The 18906-nt window shown below is 67.2% G+C and carries 19 protein-coding genes; 13 read left to right on the forward strand and 6 right to left on the reverse strand.

Annotated elements, in window-relative coordinates; translation table 11 throughout:
• Nucleotides 1-41: 41 nt before the first annotated feature.
• Entirely contained in the window at nucleotides 42-926 is an 885-nt protein-coding gene (locus R9B84_RS16255; RefSeq protein ID WP_152860792.1) for a lipid A biosynthesis lauroyl acyltransferase, read from the forward strand.
• 36 nt (nucleotides 927-962) lie between these two features.
• Here R9B84_RS16255 and R9B84_RS16260 read toward each other — a convergent pair whose 3' ends face one another.
• Together R9B84_RS16260 and R9B84_RS16265 are read right to left on the reverse strand one after the other, a co-directional pair.
• Nucleotides 963-1265: a HigA family addiction module antitoxin gene (locus R9B84_RS16260; RefSeq protein WP_423758725.1), complete on the reverse strand. Its 303-nt coding sequence runs from the start codon at nucleotides 1263-1265 to the stop codon at nucleotides 963-965.
• Nucleotides 1266-1278: 13 nt separating this feature from the next.
• Nucleotides 1279-1557, reverse strand: coding sequence for a type II toxin-antitoxin system RelE/ParE family toxin (locus R9B84_RS16265; protein WP_423758726.1), 279 nt, complete (start codon nucleotides 1555-1557; stop codon nucleotides 1279-1281).
• 416 nt (nucleotides 1558-1973) lie between these two features.
• Here R9B84_RS16265 and dapF point away from each other — a divergent pair, with 416 nt between their 5' ends.
• The 8 genes from dapF to hslU all read left to right on the forward strand — a co-directional run bounded on the left by dapF (nucleotide 1974) and on the right by hslU (nucleotide 10136).
• Complete coding sequence (gene dapF / locus R9B84_RS16270) at nucleotides 1974-2843, forward strand: diaminopimelate epimerase (RefSeq protein ID WP_423758727.1); 870 nt, start codon at nucleotides 1974-1976, stop codon at nucleotides 2841-2843.
• 37 nt (nucleotides 2844-2880) lie between these two features.
• On the forward strand, nucleotides 2881-3606 hold the full coding sequence (locus tag R9B84_RS16275) for a DUF484 family protein (protein ID WP_423758728.1): 726 nt from the start codon (nucleotides 2881-2883) through the stop codon (nucleotides 3604-3606).
• Between the two features lie 9 nt (nucleotides 3607-3615).
• Nucleotides 3616-4536 (forward strand): tyrosine recombinase XerC, encoded by a 921-nt coding sequence (gene xerC / locus R9B84_RS16280; RefSeq protein WP_065498981.1) that lies wholly within the window; start codon nucleotides 3616-3618, stop codon nucleotides 4534-4536.
• A gap of 76 nt (nucleotides 4537-4612) precedes the next feature.
• Nucleotides 4613-5827 carry a class I SAM-dependent rRNA methyltransferase gene (locus R9B84_RS16285; protein WP_423758729.1) on the forward strand — a complete coding sequence of 405 codons (1215 nt, stop codon included), beginning with the start codon at nucleotides 4613-4615 and terminating at the stop codon, nucleotides 5825-5827.
• Between the two features lie 192 nt (nucleotides 5828-6019).
• The gene (locus R9B84_RS16290) at nucleotides 6020-7099 is read left to right on the forward strand and encodes a CobW family GTP-binding protein (protein WP_423758730.1); all 1080 of its coding nucleotides are present in this window, start codon (nucleotides 6020-6022) and stop codon (nucleotides 7097-7099) included.
• A gap of 495 nt (nucleotides 7100-7594) precedes the next feature.
• Nucleotides 7595-8011, forward strand: coding sequence for an RNA polymerase-binding protein DksA (gene dksA / locus R9B84_RS16295; protein WP_006477498.1), 417 nt, complete (start codon nucleotides 7595-7597; stop codon nucleotides 8009-8011).
• Nucleotides 8012-8245: 234 nt separating this feature from the next.
• The gene (hslV, locus tag R9B84_RS16300) at nucleotides 8246-8782 is read left to right on the forward strand and encodes an ATP-dependent protease subunit HslV (RefSeq protein WP_047899301.1); all 537 of its coding nucleotides are present in this window, start codon (nucleotides 8246-8248) and stop codon (nucleotides 8780-8782) included.
• A gap of 10 nt (nucleotides 8783-8792) precedes the next feature.
• On the forward strand, nucleotides 8793-10136 hold the full coding sequence (gene hslU / locus R9B84_RS16305) for an ATP-dependent protease ATPase subunit HslU (protein WP_423758731.1): 1344 nt from the start codon (nucleotides 8793-8795) through the stop codon (nucleotides 10134-10136).
• A gap of 92 nt (nucleotides 10137-10228) precedes the next feature.
• Here the strand turns inward: hslU and R9B84_RS16310 are convergent, their stop codons facing one another.
• Nucleotides 10229-12301, reverse strand: coding sequence for a hypothetical protein (locus R9B84_RS16310; RefSeq protein WP_423758732.1), 2073 nt, complete (start codon nucleotides 12299-12301; stop codon nucleotides 10229-10231).
• A 256-nt stretch (nucleotides 12302-12557) separates the two neighbouring features.
• Between R9B84_RS16310 and R9B84_RS16315 the strand changes: the two genes are divergently transcribed.
• Complete coding sequence (locus R9B84_RS16315; protein ID WP_423758733.1) at nucleotides 12558-13676, forward strand: helix-turn-helix transcriptional regulator; 1119 nt, start codon at nucleotides 12558-12560, stop codon at nucleotides 13674-13676.
• A 175-nt stretch (nucleotides 13677-13851) separates the two neighbouring features.
• Here R9B84_RS16315 and R9B84_RS16320 read toward each other — a convergent pair whose 3' ends face one another.
• The 3 genes from R9B84_RS16320 to R9B84_RS16330 all read right to left on the reverse strand — a co-directional run bounded on the left by R9B84_RS16320 (nucleotide 13852) and on the right by R9B84_RS16330 (nucleotide 16141).
• Complete coding sequence (locus tag R9B84_RS16320; protein ID WP_011546464.1) at nucleotides 13852-14394, reverse strand: response regulator transcription factor; 543 nt, start codon at nucleotides 14392-14394, stop codon at nucleotides 13852-13854.
• 13 nt (nucleotides 14395-14407) lie between these two features.
• Nucleotides 14408-15826: an ATP-binding protein gene (locus R9B84_RS16325; protein ID WP_423758734.1), complete on the reverse strand. Its 1419-nt coding sequence runs from the start codon at nucleotides 15824-15826 to the stop codon at nucleotides 14408-14410.
• A gap of 90 nt (nucleotides 15827-15916) precedes the next feature.
• Nucleotides 15917-16141, reverse strand: coding sequence for a cysteine-rich CWC family protein (locus tag R9B84_RS16330; protein ID WP_423758735.1), 225 nt, complete (start codon nucleotides 16139-16141; stop codon nucleotides 15917-15919).
• A 294-nt stretch (nucleotides 16142-16435) separates the two neighbouring features.
• Between R9B84_RS16330 and argB the strand changes: the two genes are divergently transcribed.
• Genes argB through slmA form a run of 3 tightly spaced genes read left to right on the forward strand, consistent with a single transcriptional unit; the run spans nucleotide 16436 to nucleotide 18758 of the window.
• Nucleotides 16436-17335 carry an acetylglutamate kinase gene (gene argB / locus R9B84_RS16335; RefSeq protein WP_006754950.1) on the forward strand — a complete coding sequence of 300 codons (900 nt, stop codon included), beginning with the start codon at nucleotides 16436-16438 and terminating at the stop codon, nucleotides 17333-17335.
• The gene (locus R9B84_RS16340) at nucleotides 17332-18123 is read left to right on the forward strand and encodes a pyrimidine 5'-nucleotidase (protein WP_423758736.1); all 792 of its coding nucleotides are present in this window, start codon (nucleotides 17332-17334) and stop codon (nucleotides 18121-18123) included. The genes argB and R9B84_RS16340 overlap by 4 nt, the downstream gene beginning before the upstream one ends.
• Nucleotides 18090-18758 carry a nucleoid occlusion factor SlmA gene (gene slmA, locus R9B84_RS16345; RefSeq protein WP_262537945.1) on the forward strand — a complete coding sequence of 223 codons (669 nt, stop codon included), beginning with the start codon at nucleotides 18090-18092 and terminating at the stop codon, nucleotides 18756-18758. The genes R9B84_RS16340 and slmA overlap by 34 nt, the downstream gene beginning before the upstream one ends.
• Nucleotides 18759-18906: the final 148 nt, after the last annotated feature.

Below are 18906 nucleotides of genomic sequence, written 5' to 3' on the forward strand. Positions count from 1 at the left end.
GTTCGCAACGCGCCAGCCATCCGGCCCCACGGAGGTTCCGCATGCTAGGCCGCCTCGGCACACATCTCGCCATCGGCTTCCTGAAGCTGCTCGCCCTGTTGCCGTACGGCCTGACCGCGCGGCTCGGCGACGGTCTCGGCTGGCTGCTGTACCAGATCCCCAGCGGGCGAAAGCGCATCGTACACACCAACCTGAAACTCTGCTTCCCGGACTGGAGCGACGAACGGCGCGAGGAAGTGGCCGGCCTGCATTTCCGCCACGCGATCCGCAGTTACGTCGAGCGCAGCTACCAGTGGTTCGCGTCGGAACAGGCCTACCGCAAGCTGTTTACGGTCGAGAGCGAGGTCGACCTCAGCGATCCGGACATGCCGCCGACGCTCTTGCTCGGTTTCCATTTCGTCGGCATCGAGGCCGGTTCGATGGCGATCAATCTCGCACTTGGCCGCACGTGCGGCTCGCTCTACACGCCGATGAAGAACCCGGAGATCGAAGCCGCGGCCAAGGCCGGCCGCAGCCGCTTCGGTGCGGAGCTGGCGAGCCGGGCAGACAGCGCGCGTACCGTGCTGCGCTGGCTGCGCGACCGCAAACCGGTCATGCTGGGTGCCGACATGGACTACGGGCTGCGCAACTCGACGTTCGTGCCCTTCTTCGGCGTACCCGCCTGCACGCTGACCGCTGTCGGCCGGTTCGCCAAGACCGGCCACGCGCAGGTTCTGCCCTTTATCGGCGAGGTACTGCCGAACTACAAGGGCTACCGGCTGAAGGTCTTCAAACCGTGGGCCAACTATCCGACCGGCGACGACGATCTCGACGCACGGCGGATGAACGAGTTCCTCGAGGAACAGATCCCGCTGATGCCCGAGCAGTACTACTGGGTCCACAAGCGCTTCAAGACGCGCCCGCCCGGCGAACCGAGCCTGTACTGACCTGACCCTGCCGGGGCGAAAGCCGCGGGCGCGCCGTCATGCGCGCGCCTGCGCCCTCGCCACCTTCGGCGCGCCCTTTGCGCGCGCGCGCCACAGATCGAACGCAACCTGCTGCGCGAGCCATAGCTCGGCACGCCCGCCATTGTCCTCGCCCAGCCACGCTTCGAGGCGCAGCGCCATTTCCGGCGAGATGCCGGCATGCCCGTGCAGAATTCGCGACAGTGCCGCGCGCGTCACCCCGAGCTGTGCAGCGGCCTCGGTGACGGTCAGGCCGAGCGCCGGCAGCACGTCGTCGCGCAGCGTTTCGCCCGGATGAGGCGGATTGAAGATGCGTGTCATGGCTTGAATCATCTCAGTGATAGTCCTGGTAATTGACCAGGATGACATCGGGGCCATCGAACCTGAACGTCACGCGCCAGTTGCTGCTCACGCTCACCGAGTAGTAACCGTCCAGCCCGCCGGCAAGGCCGTGAAATCGCCAGCCGGGAACGTTCATGTCGAGCGGCCGGCTCGCCACGTCGAGACGGGCAAGCTGGCGCCGCAGTCTTGGAGCATGGTCCGGCAGGATGCCCGCCTTGCTTCCGTTCATGAAAAATGCTTCCAGCCCCTTGTGCTGCCACGACTTGATCATGGATCTCCCACACTCGAGTCGCGAGTCGACAGCATGGCCTACAGGCGTATAGCCAAACTATACGAATCGCTTGATTACCTTGTCAATTTGACCCGTACGAAAACGCACATCCGGGTCGTCCCGTGCTTTTGCCATGCATCGGGCACGCATCGCCAAGCCCCGCCTGTGCTGCGTTAACGCCCGCCACACCGCGTCAATTTGTCCCCTCGCCACTGACGCGACCAGTCGACCGATCGACAGATACCGCCCATCCCGTCTCCGCCGGCAACGCGAAACGCCCGCCCGCGCAGGACGCCCCTGTCGGCTGCATGTATCATTTGCGGTTGAGATCAGCACGACGAACGAGGCCGCCCGGCATGGCCGCCGGCCGTTCGCGTCGTGCTGGCCGCCTTGTTCGCCATGGAATTCCGGACCCAGTGAAACTCTCGTTCACCAAGATGCACGGCGCGGGCAACGACTTCGTCGTGCTCGACGGCTATTCGCGCGCGTTGCCGCCGCTCACCGAAGCGCAGGTGCGCGCACTCGCCAACCGGCACTTCGGCGTCGGCGCCGACCAGTTGCTGCTCGTCGAAAAGCCGACCGTCGACGGCGCCGATTTCAAGTACCGGATCTTCAATTGCGACGGCGGTGAAGTCGAACACTGCGGCAACGGCGCACGCTGCTTCGTGAAATTCGTCAGCGACCGTGGCCTGACCGACAAGCGCAGCGTGCGCGTGCAGGTCATGAAGGGCCTGATCACGCTGACGCTGCAGGACAACGGCGAAGTCGTCGTCGACATGGGTGCGCCCGTGTTCGCGCCGGCGCAGGTGCCGTTCGTGGCGTCGGGCCTCGACGGCCGCACCGAAGGCCGCGACACGCTGTGGCCGCTCGACGTCAGCGGCGCGACGCGCTGGATCTCGACGGTGTCGATGGGCAATCCGCACGCGGTGCAGGTCGTCGACGATGCCGAAGCGTATCCCGTGCTGGAAGAGGGCCCGCTGATCGAGCGCCACGCGCGCTTCCCCGAGCGCGTGAACGCCGGCTTCATGCAGATCGTGTCGCGCAACGAAGTGAAGCTGCGCGTGTACGAGCGCGGCGCAGGCGAGACGCTCGCGTGCGGCACGGGTGCGTGCGCAGCGGTCGCGGCCGGCATCCGGCGCGGCCTGCTCGATTCGCCCGTGACCGTGCACACGCACGGCGGCACGCTGACGATCGGCTGGGACGGCGCGCGCGACGAAGCCGCCGCGCTGACGATGGCCGGACCCGCCGCGACCGTGTTCGAAGGCGAGATCGACCTGAACGCCTGACCCTGCAACGTCCTTGATAACTGAACGCGCCAGCCACATGAACGAACGCGAAGTCGCCGACTACCTGCTCGCCAATCCTGAATTCTTCGCGCAGCACGCCGAGCTGCTCGCGACGATCCGTCTCGCGAACCCGCACGGCAAGGCCGCGATCTCGCTGCAGGAGCGGCAGATGGAGATGCTGCGCGACAAGAACAAGCATCTCGAGCGCCGCCTCGCCGAACTCGTGCGTTACGGCCACGAGAACGACAGCCTGTCCGCGAAGTTCAGCCGCTGGACCGCACGCGTGATCGCGGAACGCGATCCGTACGCGCTGCCGCGCACGATCGCCGACGGCCTCGCCGACGTGTTCGACGTGCCGCAAACCGCGCTGCGCGTGTGGGACGTCGCCGACACCTACGCGCAGGCCGACTTCGCGCGCCAGGTCGGCGAGGAAGTACGCCTGTTCACGAACGGGCTCGCGACGCCGTATTGCGGCGCGAACACGGGCTTCGAGGCCGCGCAGTGGCTCGCGCCCGCAGTTGCCGCTTCGGCCGCGAATGCGGCAGAAGGCGCTGAAGCCGCACCGGCCGGCGGCGGCTCGGCCACATCGGTCGCGCTGCTCGCGCTGCGCGCGCCGCTCGCCGGCACCGACGCGCCCGCGTTCGGCCTGCTGGTGCTCGGCTCGCCCGATCCGCGCCGCTTCCACGACGGGATGGCCACCGACTTCCTCGCGCAGATCGCAACGCTCGCGAGCGCGGCGCTCACGCGCCTGCTGCCGCACTGACCGCACGCGATGACAGACGATCCGGTCGCCGCCTACCTGTCGAACCTGAAGCACGTCAGGCAGCTGTCGGAACATACGCTGCGCGCGTACACGCACGAACTCGACGAACTGAAGAAGCTCGCGGCCGGCCGGCCGCTCGACACGCTGACGGCCGCCGACATGCGCGGCGCGGTCTCCCGCGCGCATGCGGGCGGGCTGTCCGCGCGGTCGATCTCGCACCGCCTTTCGGCATGGCGCGCGTTCTACCGCTGGCTCGCGCAGCGCATCGAGATGCCCGCGAACCCGGTTGCCGCGGTGCGCGCGCCGAAACGCCCGAAAACCTTGCCGAAGGCGCTGTCGGTCGACGACGCGTCGGCGCTGATGGACGCACCGCTCTCCGGCACGACCGAGAGCATCCGCGATCACGCGATCCTCGAACTGTTCTATTCGTCGGGCCTACGCCTGGCCGAGCTGATCGGGCTCGACGTCATGTACACGCAGGCCGACGGCTACCGCTCGGCCGGCTGGCTCGATCTCGCCGAAGCCGAAGTCACCGTGCGCGGCAAGGGTAACAAGGAGCGCAAGGTGCCGGTCGGCCGCAAGGCGATCGATGCGCTGAATGCGTGGCTCGCGGTGCGCGGCGAGTTCGTGAAGCACGACCCGCATCCGCTGTTCGTGTCCGTGCGCGGCAACCGGATGTCGCCCGGCGTCGTGCGCGAGCGCGTGAAGCGCGCGGCGCTCGCCGCGGGCATCCCCGCCAACGTTCACCCGCACGTGCTGCGCCACTCGTTCGCGACGCACGTGCTGCAGTCGAGCGGCGACCTGCGCGCGGTGCAGGAATTGCTCGGCCATGCGAGCGTCGCCGCGACGCAGGTCTATACGTCGCTCGACTTCCAGCATCTCGCGAAGATTTACGACAGCGCGCATCCGCGCGCGAAGAAGCGCGACTGACGCGCGTCCCGTGTTACCCGCCGCGCGCGGCGACCGGCAACGGTCGGCTTCGCGCGCGGCCCATTTCGATCCCATCATGCAAACCGTCACCCTCAAGCCGTCCAAGGAAAAATCGCTGCTGCGTCGCCATCCGTGGATCTACGCCAATGCGATCGACCGCGTCGACGGCAAGCCCGCGCCCGGCGCAACCGTGATCGTGCGTACGCACGACGGCCGCTTCCTCGCGCGCGGCGCGTACAGCCCGCAGTCGCAGATCCGCGTGCGCGTGTGGAGCTTCGACGAGAACGAGCCGATCGACCATGCGTTCTTCAAGCGCCGCGTGCAGCGCGCGGTCGCGCACCGCACGACGATGGTGTCCGGCACGGGCGCGGTGCGGCTCGTGTTCGGCGAAGCCGACGGGCTGCCGGGGCTGATCGTCGATTACTACATCGCCGACACCGCGGAAGCCGGTGCGCCGCCGCGCGGCCAGCTCGTCTGCCAGTTCATGGCCGCGGGCGTCGAAGCGTGGAAGGACGCGATCGTCGCGGCGCTCACCGGTGCGACGGGCTGCCCGAACGTATACGAGCGCTCGGACGTGTCGATCCGCGACAAGGAAGGGCTCGAACAGACGACCGGCGTGCTGGCCGGCGATGCGCCGCCCGCGACGCTGATCGCGAACGAAAACGGCGTGCGCTATCACGTCGACGTGCCGAACGGCCACAAGACGGGCTTCTACGTCGACCAGCGCGACAACCGCGCGCTCGTCGCGCAGTACGCGGCCGACCGCGACGTACTGAACTGCTTCTGCTACACGGGCGGCTTCTCGCTCGCGGCGCTCAAGGGCGGTGCGAAACGCGTCGTATCGATCGACTCGTCGGGCGATGCGCTCGCGCTCGCCCAGCAGAACGTCGTCGCCAACGGTTTCGACGCCGCACGCGCGACCTGGCTGGACGCCGACGCATTCAAGACGCTGCGCCGCCTCGTCGACGAAGGCGAGCGTTTCGACCTGATCGTGCTCGATCCGCCGAAGTTCGCGCCGACCCGCGACAGCGTCGATCGCGCGGCGCGCGCGTACAAGGACATCAACCTGAGCGGCTTCAAGCTGCTGCGTCCGGGCGGCCTGCTGTTCACGTACTCGTGCTCGGGCGCGATCGACATGGACCTGTTCCAGAAGATCGTCGCGGGCGCGGCAGCCGACGCGAAGGTCGACGCGCGCATCCTGAAGCGGCTCGGCGCGGGCGTCGATCACCCGCTGCTCGCCGCATTCCCGGAAGGCGAATATCTGAAGGGCCTGCTGTTGCAAATCGTCTGATCGCCCCGATCTTGGCGGACACCCTCGTTCGCCGGCCCCGCCTGGCGGGCCAGCGCTTTCGCCTGTCGTCCGGACGACGGGCGAGGGCTTGACAGGTATGTTTCAATGGATGGTTGTACGCCCCGGCTCGTCACGCAGGGCGCGACGCACATCCTGGTTTTGACCCCGATTCACGAACCACAGGCGACCGACATGGCCACTCCCGTCACCATCCTTACCGGCTTCCTCGGCAGCGGCAAGACGACGCTGCTCAAGCGCATCCTGAACGAACAGCACGGCATGAAGATCGCCGTGATCGAGAACGAGTTCGGCGAAGAGAACATCGACAACGAAATCCTCGTGCAGGATTCGAACGAGCAGATCATCCAGATGAGCAACGGCTGCATCTGCTGCACGATCCGCGGCGACCTCGCACGCGCGCTCGGCGATCTGGCCGCGAAGAAGCGCGAAGGCAAGCTCGACTTCGACCGCATCGTGATCGAGACGACCGGCCTCGCGAACCCGGGCCCCGTCGCGCAAACCTTCTTCATCGACAGCGAAATCGCCGACGACTTCCTGCTCGACGCGGTCATCACGCTTGTCGACGCGAAGCACGCGGACGCGCAGCTCGACGAACACGAAGTCGTGCAGCGCCAGGTCGGTTTCGCCGACCGCCTGTTCATCACGAAGTCGGACCTCGTCGACGACCAGACCGTCGCCGATCTCAAGCACCGCCTGATGCACATGAACCCGAGGGCCGCGATCAAGGTCGTGAACTTCGGCGAAGCCGACATCAAGGAAATCTTCGACCTGCGCGGCTTCAACCTGAACGCGAAGCTCGAGATCGACCCCGACTTCCTCGCCGAGGACGATCACGCGCACCATCACCACGATCATGGCCATGATCACGATCACGCCGATTGCGACCACGATCACGGCCAATGCGCGCACGATCACGACCACGGCCACCACCATCACCACCACGCGCACCACGACGACAAGATCAAGTCGTTCGTGTACCGCAACGATCGCCCGTTCGACCCGAACAAGCTGGAAGACTTCCTCGGCGGCATCCTGCAGATCTACGGCGAGCGGATGCTGCGCTACAAGGGCGTGCTGTTCATGAAGGGCGTCGACCGCAAGGTCGTGTTCCAGGGCGTGCACCAGATGATGGGCAGCGACCTCGCCGCCAAGTGGCTGCCGGCCGAGAAGAAGACCAACAAGATGGTGTTCATCGGCGTCGACCTGCCGCAGGACCTGATCACCGACGGCCTCGACGCCTGCCTCGCCTGACGCCGGCAAGCGCCGTTTGCGCCCCTTTGCGCCCCGCCCGCGCCGCCGCTTTTGCGGCGGTCCCGGGGGCGGCGTGCAGGCAGGGTTTCGCCGTCATCGCTTTTTCGCGATTTGCGCGTTATATTTTCTAGATATTGGCGCAGCCGACGGGGATCGACCCGATACGGCGCCCGCTTGCGATTCAGTTACAATACGTGCCCGCTGGAGTACGGCAACAAACAGGCCCGGTTCTTGCTGAACCAGTTTTCCGGGCATCGCAACCGCGCCGGATCGCCAATCCGCCACCCGGCCGCGGCCGATGCGGTCTGCCGCGCAGCACACCGGTTCGCCGCGCGCGCAAATCCGCGCCAGGCCTATCCTGGTATTTGAGAACCGGTTTTCCAGAGGCTTTCGGCCCCGCGGCGGCAAATCGCAAATGAATGCAAACGCGGTTGCGGGTAATCCCAAAGTGCAGGCAATATCTGTCGATTTGCCGCACATTGAAGAAGCAAGCAGATGACGAAGAAACTCTTGACCGAAGCCGAAATCCTGAAGATGAGCGACAAGGATTACATGAATGAGGATCAGCTCGCCTTCTTCAAAAATCGGCTCGAACAGTTGCAGGCGGACATCCTCAAGAATGCAGGCCAGACGACCGAGAACCTGCGCGAGACGGTGATCGTGCCCGATCCCGCCGATCGCGCGACGATCGAGGAAGAGCACGCGCTCGAGTTGCGCACGCGCGATCGCGAACGCAAGCTCCTCAAGAAGGTTCAGCAGTCGCTCGCCCGCATCGATTCCGGCGATTACGGCTGGTGCGAGGAAACCGGCGAGCCGATCGGCATTCCGCGCCTGCTCGCGCGTCCGACGGCCACGCTGTCGCTCGAGGCGCAAGAGCGCCGCGAGCTGCGCCAGAAGCTGTTCGGCGACTGATCGAGCGGCGTTCCGCTCCGACACGCTGCTTCCCGAAAGCGCGCGGCCTGCCGCGCGCTTTTTGTTTTTCCCGCACCGGTTCCCGGCCGGCCGATTTACCTCCCGCCTCTTGATATCCCGGCGCGCGCCCTAAAATGAAACGGACGCGCGTCGGGCCGCTCCCCGGCGCACTGCGATTCACGCGGCGGCGCCTCGCGCTGCCCGACTCTTCCCCGTTTTTCTCAAGGAACGCAGATGGAGCAATTTCACGGCACGACCATCGTTTCGGTCCGGCGCGGCGACCAGGTCGCGCTCGGCGGCGACGGCCAGGTAACCCTCGGCAACATCGTCATGAAGGGTGGCGCGCGGAAAGTGCGGCGGATCTACAACAACCAGGTTCTGGTCGGATTCGCGGGCGGCACCGCCGATGCGTTCTCGCTGCTCGACCGCTTCGAGGCGAAGCTCGAGAAGCACCAGGGCAACCTGACCCGTGCGGCCGTCGAACTCGCGAAGGACTGGCGCACCGACCGGATGCTGCGCCGCCTCGAGGCGATGCTGATCACGGCCGATGCGACCACCACGCTCGTGATCACCGGCAACGGCGACGTACTCGACCCCGAAGGCGGCATCTGCGCGATCGGCTCGGGTGGCGCGTATGCGCAGGCCGCGGCCCGCGCGCTCGTCGAGAACACCGAGCTGTCGCCGCGCGAGATCGTCGAGAAGTCGCTCGGGATCGCGGGCGACATGTGTATCTACACGAACCACAACCGCATCATCGAAACGATCGAGTAAGGACCGCACCATGAGCACCATGACCCCTGCCGAGATCGTCTCGGAACTCGACAAGCACATCATCGGCCAGGACAAGGCGAAGAAGGCCGTCGCGGTCGCGCTGCGCAACCGCTGGCGCCGCCAGCAGGTCGCCGATCCGCTGCGCACGGAAATCACGCCGAAGAACATCCTGATGATCGGGCCGACGGGCGTCGGCAAGACCGAGATCGCGCGCCGCCTCGCGAAGCTCGCCGATGCGCCGTTCATCAAGATCGAAGCGACCAAGTTCACCGAAGTCGGCTACGTCGGCCGCGACGTCGACAGCATCGTGCGCGACCTGATCGAGATCTCGGTCAAGCAGACGCGCGAATCCGAGATGCGCAAGGTGCGCAGCAAGGCGACCGACCAGGCGGAAGACCGCATCCTCGACATCCTGCTGCCGCAACCGCGCGCGGTGGGCTTCGGCGGCAATGCCGAACACGCGAACGACGACAACAACGCGACGCGCCAGACGTTCCGCAAGCGCCTGCGCGAAGGCCAGCTCGACGACAAGGAAGTCGAGCTCGACCTCGAGCAGCCGTCGGCCGGCATGGACATCATGGCGCCGCCCGGGATGGAAGAGATGACCGAGCAGATCCGCTCGATGTTCTCGAACCTCGGCAGCGGCAAGAAGCAGCGCCGCAAGGTGAAGATCAAGGAAGCGCTGAAGCTGCTGACCGACGAGGAAGCGGCGAAGATGCTCAACGACGAGGAAGTGAAGACGAAGGCCGTGCAGAACGTCGAGCAGAACGGCATCGTGTTCCTCGACGAGATCGACAAGATCACGTCGCGCAATAACGAAGGCAGCGGCGGCGAAGTGTCGCGCCAGGGTGTGCAGCGCGATCTGCTGCCGCTCGTCGAAGGCACGACGATCAACACGAAGTACGGGATGGTGAAGACCGATCACATCCTGTTCATCGCGAGCGGCGCGTTTCACCTCGCGAAGCCGAGCGACCTGATCCCGGAACTGCAGGGCCGCTTCCCGATCCGCGTCGAGCTCGAATCGCTGTCGGTGGAAGACTTCGAGGCGATCCTCGACGCGACCGACGCGAGCCTCGTCAAGCAGTACCAGGCGCTGCTCGCGACCGAGGACGTGCAGCTCGAATTCGCCCAGGACGGCATCCGCCGTCTCGCGGAGATCGCGTATGCGGTCAACGAGAAGACCGAGAACATCGGCGCGCGCCGGCTGTACACGGTAATCGAGAAACTGCTCGAGGAAGTGTCGTTCTCGGCCGGCAATCACGCAGGCGAGCGCGTGACGATCGACGCGAAGTATGTCGACCGGGCGCTCGGCGAAGTGTCGCAGGACGAGGATCTGTCGCGCTACGTGCTGTAACGCGGCACCCGGCATCCAATGAAAAACGGGCGGCTCCGCTGGAGCCGCCCGTTTTTTTTTGGCGGGCGCAGCGGCCCGCCGACACCGGCCCGTCAGCGGTCGTACTCGACCGACACCGTAAACTGCATGTCGAACGGATCCGACCAGCTCAGATTCGCGAACGAAAAATCGGCGCTGCCCGTCCAGCCGGCCACCGACGGAAACGCCACGCCCTGATCGCCCGGCACGTTGAGCGTCACCGCGGCGCCCGGCTGCGCGGGCGTGGCGCGTGCGGACCCGTTGACGAAGACCGCCGACGCCTGCCCCGCCGACGTCGCGCGAATCTGCACATTGCCGCGCTTGACGAACGGCAGCCCCGCTTTCGACGTCCAACCGAGCGGGAAAGTCGCGCCGCCCGAGAACGTGCTGGTCGTGCCCGGCGTCAGCATGTCGCGCGTCGACTGCGCGGGGTCGTGCCACTGATACTGGCGCAGCGCGTCGGGCGACGGCGACGGAGTACGCAGCCGGACCGTATAGCTCCTTGCCGGCGCGGCCGTGCTGCCGTCCTGGTAGAGGTCGATCGTATAGGCGCTGAACGGCTTGATGTCGGCCAGCTCCGCTGCGCTCAATTGCGGCTTCGACCAGGCCGTGTTGTTACGCGGCGCGTCGCCGGGCCATGTGAACACGCCCTGGTTCGCCGGGTCCTGCGCGACGCCGGCCAGCCGATAGTTGTTGCGGCATTGGCTGCCCTTCGCGAGCGCGGCGAGTTGGGCCGGCGTCTGCCCGCTGGCGATCTGCGCGCGGATATTGAGCGTGTCGCACGTGCCGCTCGACGGCTGGAGGAACACGCCGTTGCGCAAGCCCGGGCCCTTGACGATCGCGAAATCCACTGCCTTGCCGGCAGCATCGACGATTCCGACCTGCAGGTTCAGCGAGTCGACGAACGCGTTGGTGCCGGTCGACGGATTGGCCGGATTCAGCCAGTCCCACTTCTGCGCGTTCGCATTCACCTTGCTCAGCACCGCGCGCTGGTTGCCGATCACGCGCCAGCCGGTGTCGCCGCTCGCGCGGGCGCCTTCCTTCACCGCCAGTTGCACGTGCTGCTGCATGCCGTCGCGGATGCCGTCGGCTCGCGTCCACGACAGCTTGACCCACATCGTGTCGCCGGCCACCACACGAATCACTTCCGGCAGGCTGAAGCTCGCGTTGTTCATCGCGTCGTCGGCCACGATGCCCGGCGCCGTGCCGAACTCCTGTTGCGCCGACATCCCGTTGTTGAGGTAGGTGGAAGGCACGCCGGCGTTCAACGCGCCGGGAGCGACGTCGTCGACGACGAGCTGGCTGCAGGCCGCCGCGCCGCCGCCGAGACGCGCGGCGGCAGTGGTGCCGGTGAAGCATTTGTTGAATGCTGCCTGCAGTGCGGCGAGATCGCTGGCGCTCGGCAGGCTCGTCACCGGCGCGCCGTTGATGGTCGCGACAGCCGGCAGGCTGGCCTTGTCGCCGGCTTGCGGCGCCACGCCGGGCGCGAGCTGAAGCTGCGCGGGCGTATCGCTCGAAGCGCCCGCCACCGAGCTGATCTGCACGCCGCCGTCCGGCAGCACGCTGACCTTCAACTGGTCGAGCAGCCGGTCGAGCCCCGGCGCGCCCGCGGTCAGCGGGCCCGCGATCAGGTCGACGCCGGCGTTGCCGGTCGCGGCCAGCACGTCGGCCAGCGCGGCGGAGTAGGCCTGCACGATGCCGGCGACGGCCTGCGCCGTCACCTTGCTCTGCAGCAGTCCGGTGTTGCCCAGCAACTTCGTGGGGTTGTCGCCGACGATCGTGGCGGCGATCGCATTCGTCAGCGGCGTGATGTTGATCGTCTGCGTGCCCGCGGTGGCGCTGAGCGAGATCAGCGTCGCCTGCGAATCGGCGACATTGCCGACGGCCGACAGCGCGAAGGGCGCGGTCATGCCGGTCACCGTGCAATGGAACGCGCCAGTGGTCGCGTCGGCAGGACAGTCGGCCGACTTGCCCGTCGCGTCGATGAGCGTGACGGTCGCGCCCTGCATCGCGGCACCCGCCGCCGCGACGCCGCTGACCGTCTGCGCGGCCGGCGGCGGCGAGCCGCCGGACGACGAATCGCTGCCGCCCCCGCAAGCAGTCAGGACCAGTGCGGCAATACCGAGTACGACAGGTGTGCGTTTCATTGCTTTTCCCCGAGGACCTTCTGGTTATTGCGTGACATACGCGTTGCGCACGCACGCTGAATGGCGGGGATTCTCGCAAAACCGATTTTCCGGATCATCATCCAGGTAGATGAAAATCGAGATCGCGCATGCCCTTGTTCGCAAAGGACCTGTGATAGCCTGACCAAACATTCGGGGTTCGAAGCAATATCGTCAGACAAAAGACCGATGCGCCGCGATTGCCACGCGCGACACCGAGGGAAGCGGGGGAACAACAATGCAAAGAGACCACCTCATCGGCGACCTCTATGAGGCCGCGCTGCGCCCGGACGGCTTTCTCGAAGTCTTTCATCAGGTATCCGAATCACTCGGCGCAAACGTTTTTCACATGTTCAGCTGGGACTCCGCGCGCAATGCGCCGCAGTTCTCGATCTACTCCCCGCGCGCGGAACTGGAAAGTGTCGTCGCGCTCTACGACCAGTATTACGGCGCACTCGATCCACGCCGCAGCTTTGTCGAGCAGGCACCGCTCGGGCAATTCGTCTCCTGTCAGGATCACCTCACCGAGCAGGATGTCGCGCGCAGCGAATTCTTCCAGGACTACCAGATTCCGTCAGGCATTCGCTATCTGATGGGCGTCCGCCTGGCGCGCCCGGGCGGCGACGACATCCTGCTCGGGTTGCTGAGGGCTTATGGCCGCCCACCCTACTCGCCCGAGGAACGCACGACCCTGTCGGGCATGGCCGGACATCTGCAACGCGCGATCAACCTCTGGCAGGATGCGAACGTGCTGCACCGCGACGCCGCGCTCGGCGCCGAACTGATGGAGGAGCTGGGGCTGGCCGTGTTCGCGCTGGACCGGCATGCGCGCGTCGTCTTCGTCAATCGGGCCGCGGAGTCGATGTTGCGCGCGACAACCTGCCTCAAGCTCGAGCATGGACACCTGAGTGCCGCGAGCGCGCCGCACAACGATGCGCTAAAGGCCGCACTGGCACGCGTCGCGAAAACCCGCAACGGCGAGAGCCTCGCCCTGGCGGGCTCGCTGGACGCCGCCCACGAAATCTTTCTCGGCATTGCCGCGCTGGCCGGACCGGCGCTCCATGCCGCGTTCGGCGGCGCGACGATGCTCGTCACGGCCAGGCGGAGAAGCGCCACGCCGCTCGTCGTCGCGCAACAGCTGCGGCAGGCGTTCGGGTTATCGAGTGCCGAAGCCGCCGTTGCGGAGGCGTTGATCGGCGGCAAAACGCCCGATGAATGCGCGGCGAGCGCCCGGGTGTCGCTCGCCACCATCCGCACCCAGTTGCGCGCGATCTACGAGAAAACGCATTCACGAAACCAGGCCGAGGCGGTGGGAAGAATGCTGTGGGTGCTTCCGCGGCACCCACGCGAAAACTGACGCCACGAATCGGCAAGTGTCGCGCACCCGGCCGCCGGTGCGCTCCCGCAGTGATCCTCGCAGCGAACCGCTACCGCATGCGTCCGAGGCGGCAGCGGCAGCGGCAGCCGGCGCGCGGCCGGACGCCGGCGCCCACGCGCGAACGGCTCGCCGCGCGAAACCGCGCGCGCCGGACTTACTGCCGCACCGGCTTCTTCGCGAGCTTGCGCTGCAACGTGCGGCGGTGCATGTTCAGCGCGCGCGCGGTCGCCGAGATGTTGTTGTTGTTCTCCGCGAGCACGCGCTGGATGTGCTCCCATTCGAGCCGGTCGACCGACAGCACGACCGGATTCTCGAGCGCTTCGTCGGCCTGCACTTCGGTCGCGTTGGTCTGCAGCGCAGCCAGGATCGACTCGACGTTCGCGGGCTTCGCGAGATAGTTGTCGGCGCCTTCCTTCACGGCCTGCACGGCGGTCGCGATGCTCGCGTAGCCGGTCAGCACCAGAATCCGCGCATCGGGCTGCAGGTCGCACAGCGGCGCGATCAGGCTCAGGCCCGAATCCTCGCCGAGATGCAGGTCGACGGTGATGAACTGGAACTTGCCGCCCGCGGCGAGCCTGAGCGCCGTCTCCTTGTCGTGCGCCTGCTGGACCGCGTAACCGCGGCGCTCGAGGCCGCGCGCGAGCGTGCCTGCGAACACCTCGTTGTCGTCGATCACCAGGAAATTGTTCTCGCTCATGTGGTTTCTCCGTCTACGTGTTGGTTGAGGCGGCCGGCGCCGCGACGCGCACGACCGGCAGGCGCAGCACGGCCCGCGTGCCGCGCCCGGCGGTTGCACCGGCCGGGCGGCTGTCCGGCATGCCGGCCGTTCGTTCGGTCGTGCGTTCGCCCGCGCGTTGGCCCGATGCAGCAGCGGCGTGGCCATTCGCCGCACCGCCGGCCCGTCCGTTGCCGCCCGCCGCGCGCGGCGTGACATCGGACAGTTCGATCTCGCCGCCGAGCCGCGCGGCCGCACTGAACGCGAGATACAGGCCGACCCCGTGCCCGCCCTGCGTGCTGTCGACCGGCATCGCGCCGAGCGATTCGCGCAGCGCGGCCGGAATGCCGGGCCCGTCGTCGCATACCTCGAATTCGATCTCGTCGGCCGAGCGGTCGTGCGCGACCTTCGCGGCCAGCGTCACGCGCTGTGGGCTCGCGCGCGCGGCGTTGTCGAGCAGGATCGTCAGGATCTGGCCGGCCGCGACCGTGTCGTCGAGCGCGACGCCCGCCGGACGCGCGCCGAGCAGCTCGAACTGCACGTGCGGATGCCGCAGGCGCCAGTGCTCGACGAACGTGTCGAGCCAGTCGTCCACCGGCTGGCGGCTCGCCGGCGCGCTCGCGCGGCTGCGCAGGCGCGCGAGCGCCGACGTGCAGAGCGTCATCTGTTCCTCGAGCACCTTCAGGTCGGCCTCGTAGCGGGCCAGCCCCGGATCGGCACGCGCCGCGTCGCGCAGCTCCTCGGCGAGCATCGCGATCGTCGACAGCGGCGTGCCCATCTCGTGCGCGACGGTGGCCGCCTGCACGCCGAGCGCGACCGCCCGCTCGTCGCGCAGCAGGTGCTGCTGCGCTTCGCCGAGCGCCGCATCGCGCTGGCGCAGCGCATTCGACATGCGCGCGACGAACCACGCGATCAGCCCGACGCTGACCATGAAGTTCGCCCACATCCCGGTGCGGTAGTAGTCGAACAGGTTCGCCGGGTTGTCCATGTTGAGCGGCACCGAATCGAAGCCGAGCGCCGCGTAGCATGCGACCGCGAACGCCGCGAGCCAGATCATCAGGTGCCACGGCAGCACGGCCGCCGCGATCGCGAGCGACGGCAGGTACAGCGACACGAACGGGTTGGTCGTGCCGCCCGACAGGAACAGCAGCGCCGACAGCGCACCGAGGTCGACCCACAGCTGGCCGAGCAGCTCGAAATTGGTCTCGGGCCGCGCGCGCAGCACGCGCACCCAGGTCAGCGCATTGAAAACGATTTCGAGCGCGATGACCATCAGCATCGCCGGCAACGGCAGATGCACGCCGAAATAGGTCTGCACGACGCCGATCGTCACGAGCTGGCCAATGATCGCAAGATTGCGAAGCCAGAACAGGTGACTGAGGTTGACGCGCCCGGTGGTGGTAATTCGTTGCATCCGGGCAGTTTACCCGTTTAGCGGGCGGCGCCTCTAGCGGGGCCGGATCGGAGCGGGCAAACGGGGGGGCCGCATGCACGGCCAGCGCCGTCAGCCGGCCGTGCCGGCCATGCGCTGCGCGATTTCGTCGGCCAGGCACTCGGGGCACCGGCAACGCGCGCCGGCCACCGGCTGCGTGCCGCCGGGCAGCACCGGCATTGACGCGCACCAGCATTCGAACGGTTGCGTGCGCGCGCCGCAGTCGAAGCCGCGCCCGCATTGCGGGCAGCGCACGCGGCGCGGGGCGGAACGGTCGGCGGCGGCGGAATCGGTCATGACGGAATCGCGGAAGCGGGCGTGAAATCGCCCCACGCGACAAGCATAGCGCGGCGGACGGATCTTGCACGCCGGTCGCCCGGCCGAAGTTCGCCGCGAACGCACGCGGACCAACCCGCCGCCGCTGCCCGCGCACCGCCGCCCGCATCGCGCAGCGCCATAGCCGGCGGGCCGCCGCGCAGGGTGTCCGACCCGCGCCGACCGCCGTCCGGCCAGCCCAAAAACCCGATGCTGCGCTGCGCCACTCCTGTACAATTCGCCCTGTTTCAACCGTTCCCAGCCAGAGCCGCCGCCATGTCCGAGCCCATCGACCTCTCGCAGATCGCCCCTACTCTGAAAGCAGAAATCCTCGCCGAGGCGCTGCCGTACATCCGCCGCTACCACGGCAAGACCGTGGTCATCAAATACGGCGGCAACGCGATGACGGAAGAGCGGCTCAAGCAAGGCTTCGCGCGCGACGTGATCCTGCTCAAACTGGTCGGCATCAACCCGGTGATCGTCCACGGCGGCGGTCCGCAGATCGACCAGGCGCTGAAGAAGATCGGCAAGGCCGGCACCTTCATCCAGGGCATGCGCGTCACCGACGAAGAGACGATGGAAGTCGTCGAATGGGTGCTGGGCGGCGAAGTGCAGCAGGACATCGTGACGCTGATCAACCACTTCGGCGGCCACGCGGTGGGCCTGACGGGCAAGGACGGCGGCCTGATCCACGCGCGCAAGCTGCTGATGCCGGACCGCGACAACCCGGGCCAGTACATCGACATCGGTCAGGTCGGCGAAGTCGAGGCGATCAACCCGGCGGTCGTGAAGGCGTTGCAGGACGACGCGTTCATCCCGGTGATCTCGCCGATCGGCTTCGGTGAGGATGGTCTTTCGTACAACATCAACGCAGACCTCGTCGCGGGCAAGCTCGCCACGGTGCTGAACGCCGAGAAGCTGCTGATGATGACCAACATCCCGGGCGTGATGGACAAGGACGGCAACCTGCTGACCGATTTGTCCGCGCGCGAGATCGACGCGCTGTTCGAGGACGGCACGATTTCGGGCGGCATGCTGCCGAAGATCTCGTCGGCGCTCGACGCGGCGAAGAGCGGCGTGAAGTCGGTGCACATCGTCGACGGCCGGATCGAGCACTCGGTGCTGCTGGAAATCCTGACCGAGCAGCCGTTCGGCACGATGATCCGCTCGCATTGAGCGCGCGCCGCAAGCCCTCCAGCCCCGACCTGCCGGCCCCGCTGCGGCGCCGGCGCATCTCGCGCAGCCGGCCGCGTGCCGGCGCGCCCGTCTGGCTGTTCGATCTCGACAACACGCTGCACCACGCATCGCACGCGATCTTTCCCGAGATCAACCGTGCGATGACGCAATACATCATCGACACGCTCAACGTCGAGCGCGCCGAAGCCGACCGCATGCGCACCGGCTACACGCAGCGCTACGGCGCCGCGCTCCTCGGCCTCACGCGCCATCACCCGATCGATCCGAACGACTTCCTGCGCGCAGTCCACACGTTCGCCGATCTTCCCGCGATGGTGCGCGCCGAGCGCGGCCTCGCGCACATCATCGCCGCGCTGCCGGGCCGCAAGTTCGTGCTGACCAATGCGCCCGAGAACTATGCGCGCGCGGTGCTGCGCGAGCTGCGCATCGAGCGGCTGTTCGAGCGCGTAATCGCGATCGAGCACATGCGCGACCGCCGCACATGGCGCGCGAAGCCCGATCACACGATGCTGCGCAGGACGCTGCGCGCCGTGCATGCACGTGCGTCCGACGCGATCCTCGTCGAGGATACGCTCGGCCACCTGAAGCGCTACAAGCGCCTCGGCATCGGCACGGTCTGGATTACCGGCCATCTTCCCGGCCATCTGCCGGGTACCGGCCGCCCGCACTATGTCGACCAGCGGATTCGTTCGTTAAAATCGCTTCGACTGGGCACTCGATCGGGGCGACAGAAATGCAGCCGACTCACCCGCAGGACCAAGCCGTAACGGACGATCAGGCATCACCCACCCGCACCCGTACGCGCCCGAAGCCGGGCGAGCGCCGCGTGCACATCCTGCAGACGCTCGCGACGATGCTCGAGGCGCCGAAGCGCGAGAAGATCACGACAGCCGCGTTAGCGGCCCGGCTCGACGTGTCGGAAGCAGCGCTGTACCGCCATTTCCCGAGCAAGGCGAAGATGTACGAAGGACTGATCGAGTTCATCGAGCAGTCGCTGTTCGGCCTCGTCAACCAGATCGTCGCGAAGGAGCCGAACGGCGTGCAGCAGGCGCGCACGATCGCGCTGACGATGCTCAATTTCGCGGCGAAGAACCCGGGGATGACACGCGTACTGACGGGTGAAGCGCTGGTCGGCGAGGACGAACGGCTCACCGAGCGGGTGAACCAGTTGCTCGACCGCATCGAAGCAACCGTCAAGCAGTGCCTGCGGGTCGCGCGCACGGAGGCCGCCGCGCCCGACGGTGCGGCGCCCTTCCCGCTACCGGCCGATTACGACCCGGCCGCGCGCGCAAGCCTGCTCGTCAGCTACGTGATCGGCAGGTGGCACCGTTTCGCGAAGGGCGGGTTCCAGAAATCGCCCGGCGAGCAGGCAGACGCGCATTTGCGGTTGATCCTGCAGTAAGCGAAGCGTTCGCCGACAGCAAAAACCTGCTCGCCGCTCCGGCACGACTGGCGACTGCGCGTCGCCTCTGTTCATGCCGGGCGCCTCCCCTCGACATGCGACACTCCACGATTCGCGCCTGCAAACCGACGGCTGCGCCATGAAATCC

Source organism: Burkholderia sp. NLJ2 (assembly GCF_049487195.1).
GTDB lineage: Bacteria > Pseudomonadota > Gammaproteobacteria > Burkholderiales > Burkholderiaceae > Burkholderia > Burkholderia pyrrocinia.

Excerpts from the sequence above, each read along its gene's own strand:
- R9B84_RS16255 (WP_152860792.1), top strand. The coding sequence starts at position 42 with ATGCTAGGCCGCCTCGGCACACATCTCGCCATCGGCTTCCTGAAGCTG.
- R9B84_RS16260 (WP_423758725.1), bottom strand. The coding sequence starts at position 1,265 with ATGACACGCATCTTCAATCCGCCTCATCCGGGCGAAACGCTGCGCGAC.
- R9B84_RS16265 (WP_423758726.1), bottom strand. The coding sequence starts at position 1,557 with ATGATCAAGTCGTGGCAGCACAAGGGGCTGGAAGCATTTTTCATGAAC.
- R9B84_RS16275 (WP_423758728.1), top strand. The coding sequence starts at position 2,881 with ATGAACGAACGCGAAGTCGCCGACTACCTGCTCGCCAATCCTGAATTC.
- xerC (WP_065498981.1), top strand. The coding sequence starts at position 3,616 with ATGACAGACGATCCGGTCGCCGCCTACCTGTCGAACCTGAAGCACGTC.
- R9B84_RS16285 (WP_423758729.1), top strand. The coding sequence starts at position 4,613 with ATGCAAACCGTCACCCTCAAGCCGTCCAAGGAAAAATCGCTGCTGCGT.
- R9B84_RS16290 (WP_423758730.1), top strand. The coding sequence starts at position 6,020 with ATGGCCACTCCCGTCACCATCCTTACCGGCTTCCTCGGCAGCGGCAAG.
- dksA (WP_006477498.1), top strand. The coding sequence starts at position 7,595 with ATGACGAAGAAACTCTTGACCGAAGCCGAAATCCTGAAGATGAGCGAC.
- hslV (WP_047899301.1), top strand. The coding sequence starts at position 8,246 with ATGGAGCAATTTCACGGCACGACCATCGTTTCGGTCCGGCGCGGCGAC.
- hslU (WP_423758731.1), top strand. The coding sequence starts at position 8,793 with ATGAGCACCATGACCCCTGCCGAGATCGTCTCGGAACTCGACAAGCAC.
- R9B84_RS16310 (WP_423758732.1), bottom strand. The coding sequence starts at position 12,301 with ATGAAACGCACACCTGTCGTACTCGGTATTGCCGCACTGGTCCTGACT.
- R9B84_RS16315 (WP_423758733.1), top strand. The coding sequence starts at position 12,558 with ATGCAAAGAGACCACCTCATCGGCGACCTCTATGAGGCCGCGCTGCGC.
- R9B84_RS16320 (WP_011546464.1), bottom strand. The coding sequence starts at position 14,394 with ATGAGCGAGAACAATTTCCTGGTGATCGACGACAACGAGGTGTTCGCA.
- R9B84_RS16325 (WP_423758734.1), bottom strand. The coding sequence starts at position 15,826 with ATGCAACGAATTACCACCACCGGGCGCGTCAACCTCAGTCACCTGTTC.
- R9B84_RS16330 (WP_423758735.1), bottom strand. The coding sequence starts at position 16,141 with ATGACCGATTCCGCCGCCGCCGACCGTTCCGCCCCGCGCCGCGTGCGC.
- argB (WP_006754950.1), top strand. The coding sequence starts at position 16,436 with ATGTCCGAGCCCATCGACCTCTCGCAGATCGCCCCTACTCTGAAAGCA.
- slmA (WP_262537945.1), top strand. The coding sequence starts at position 18,090 with ATGCAGCCGACTCACCCGCAGGACCAAGCCGTAACGGACGATCAGGCA.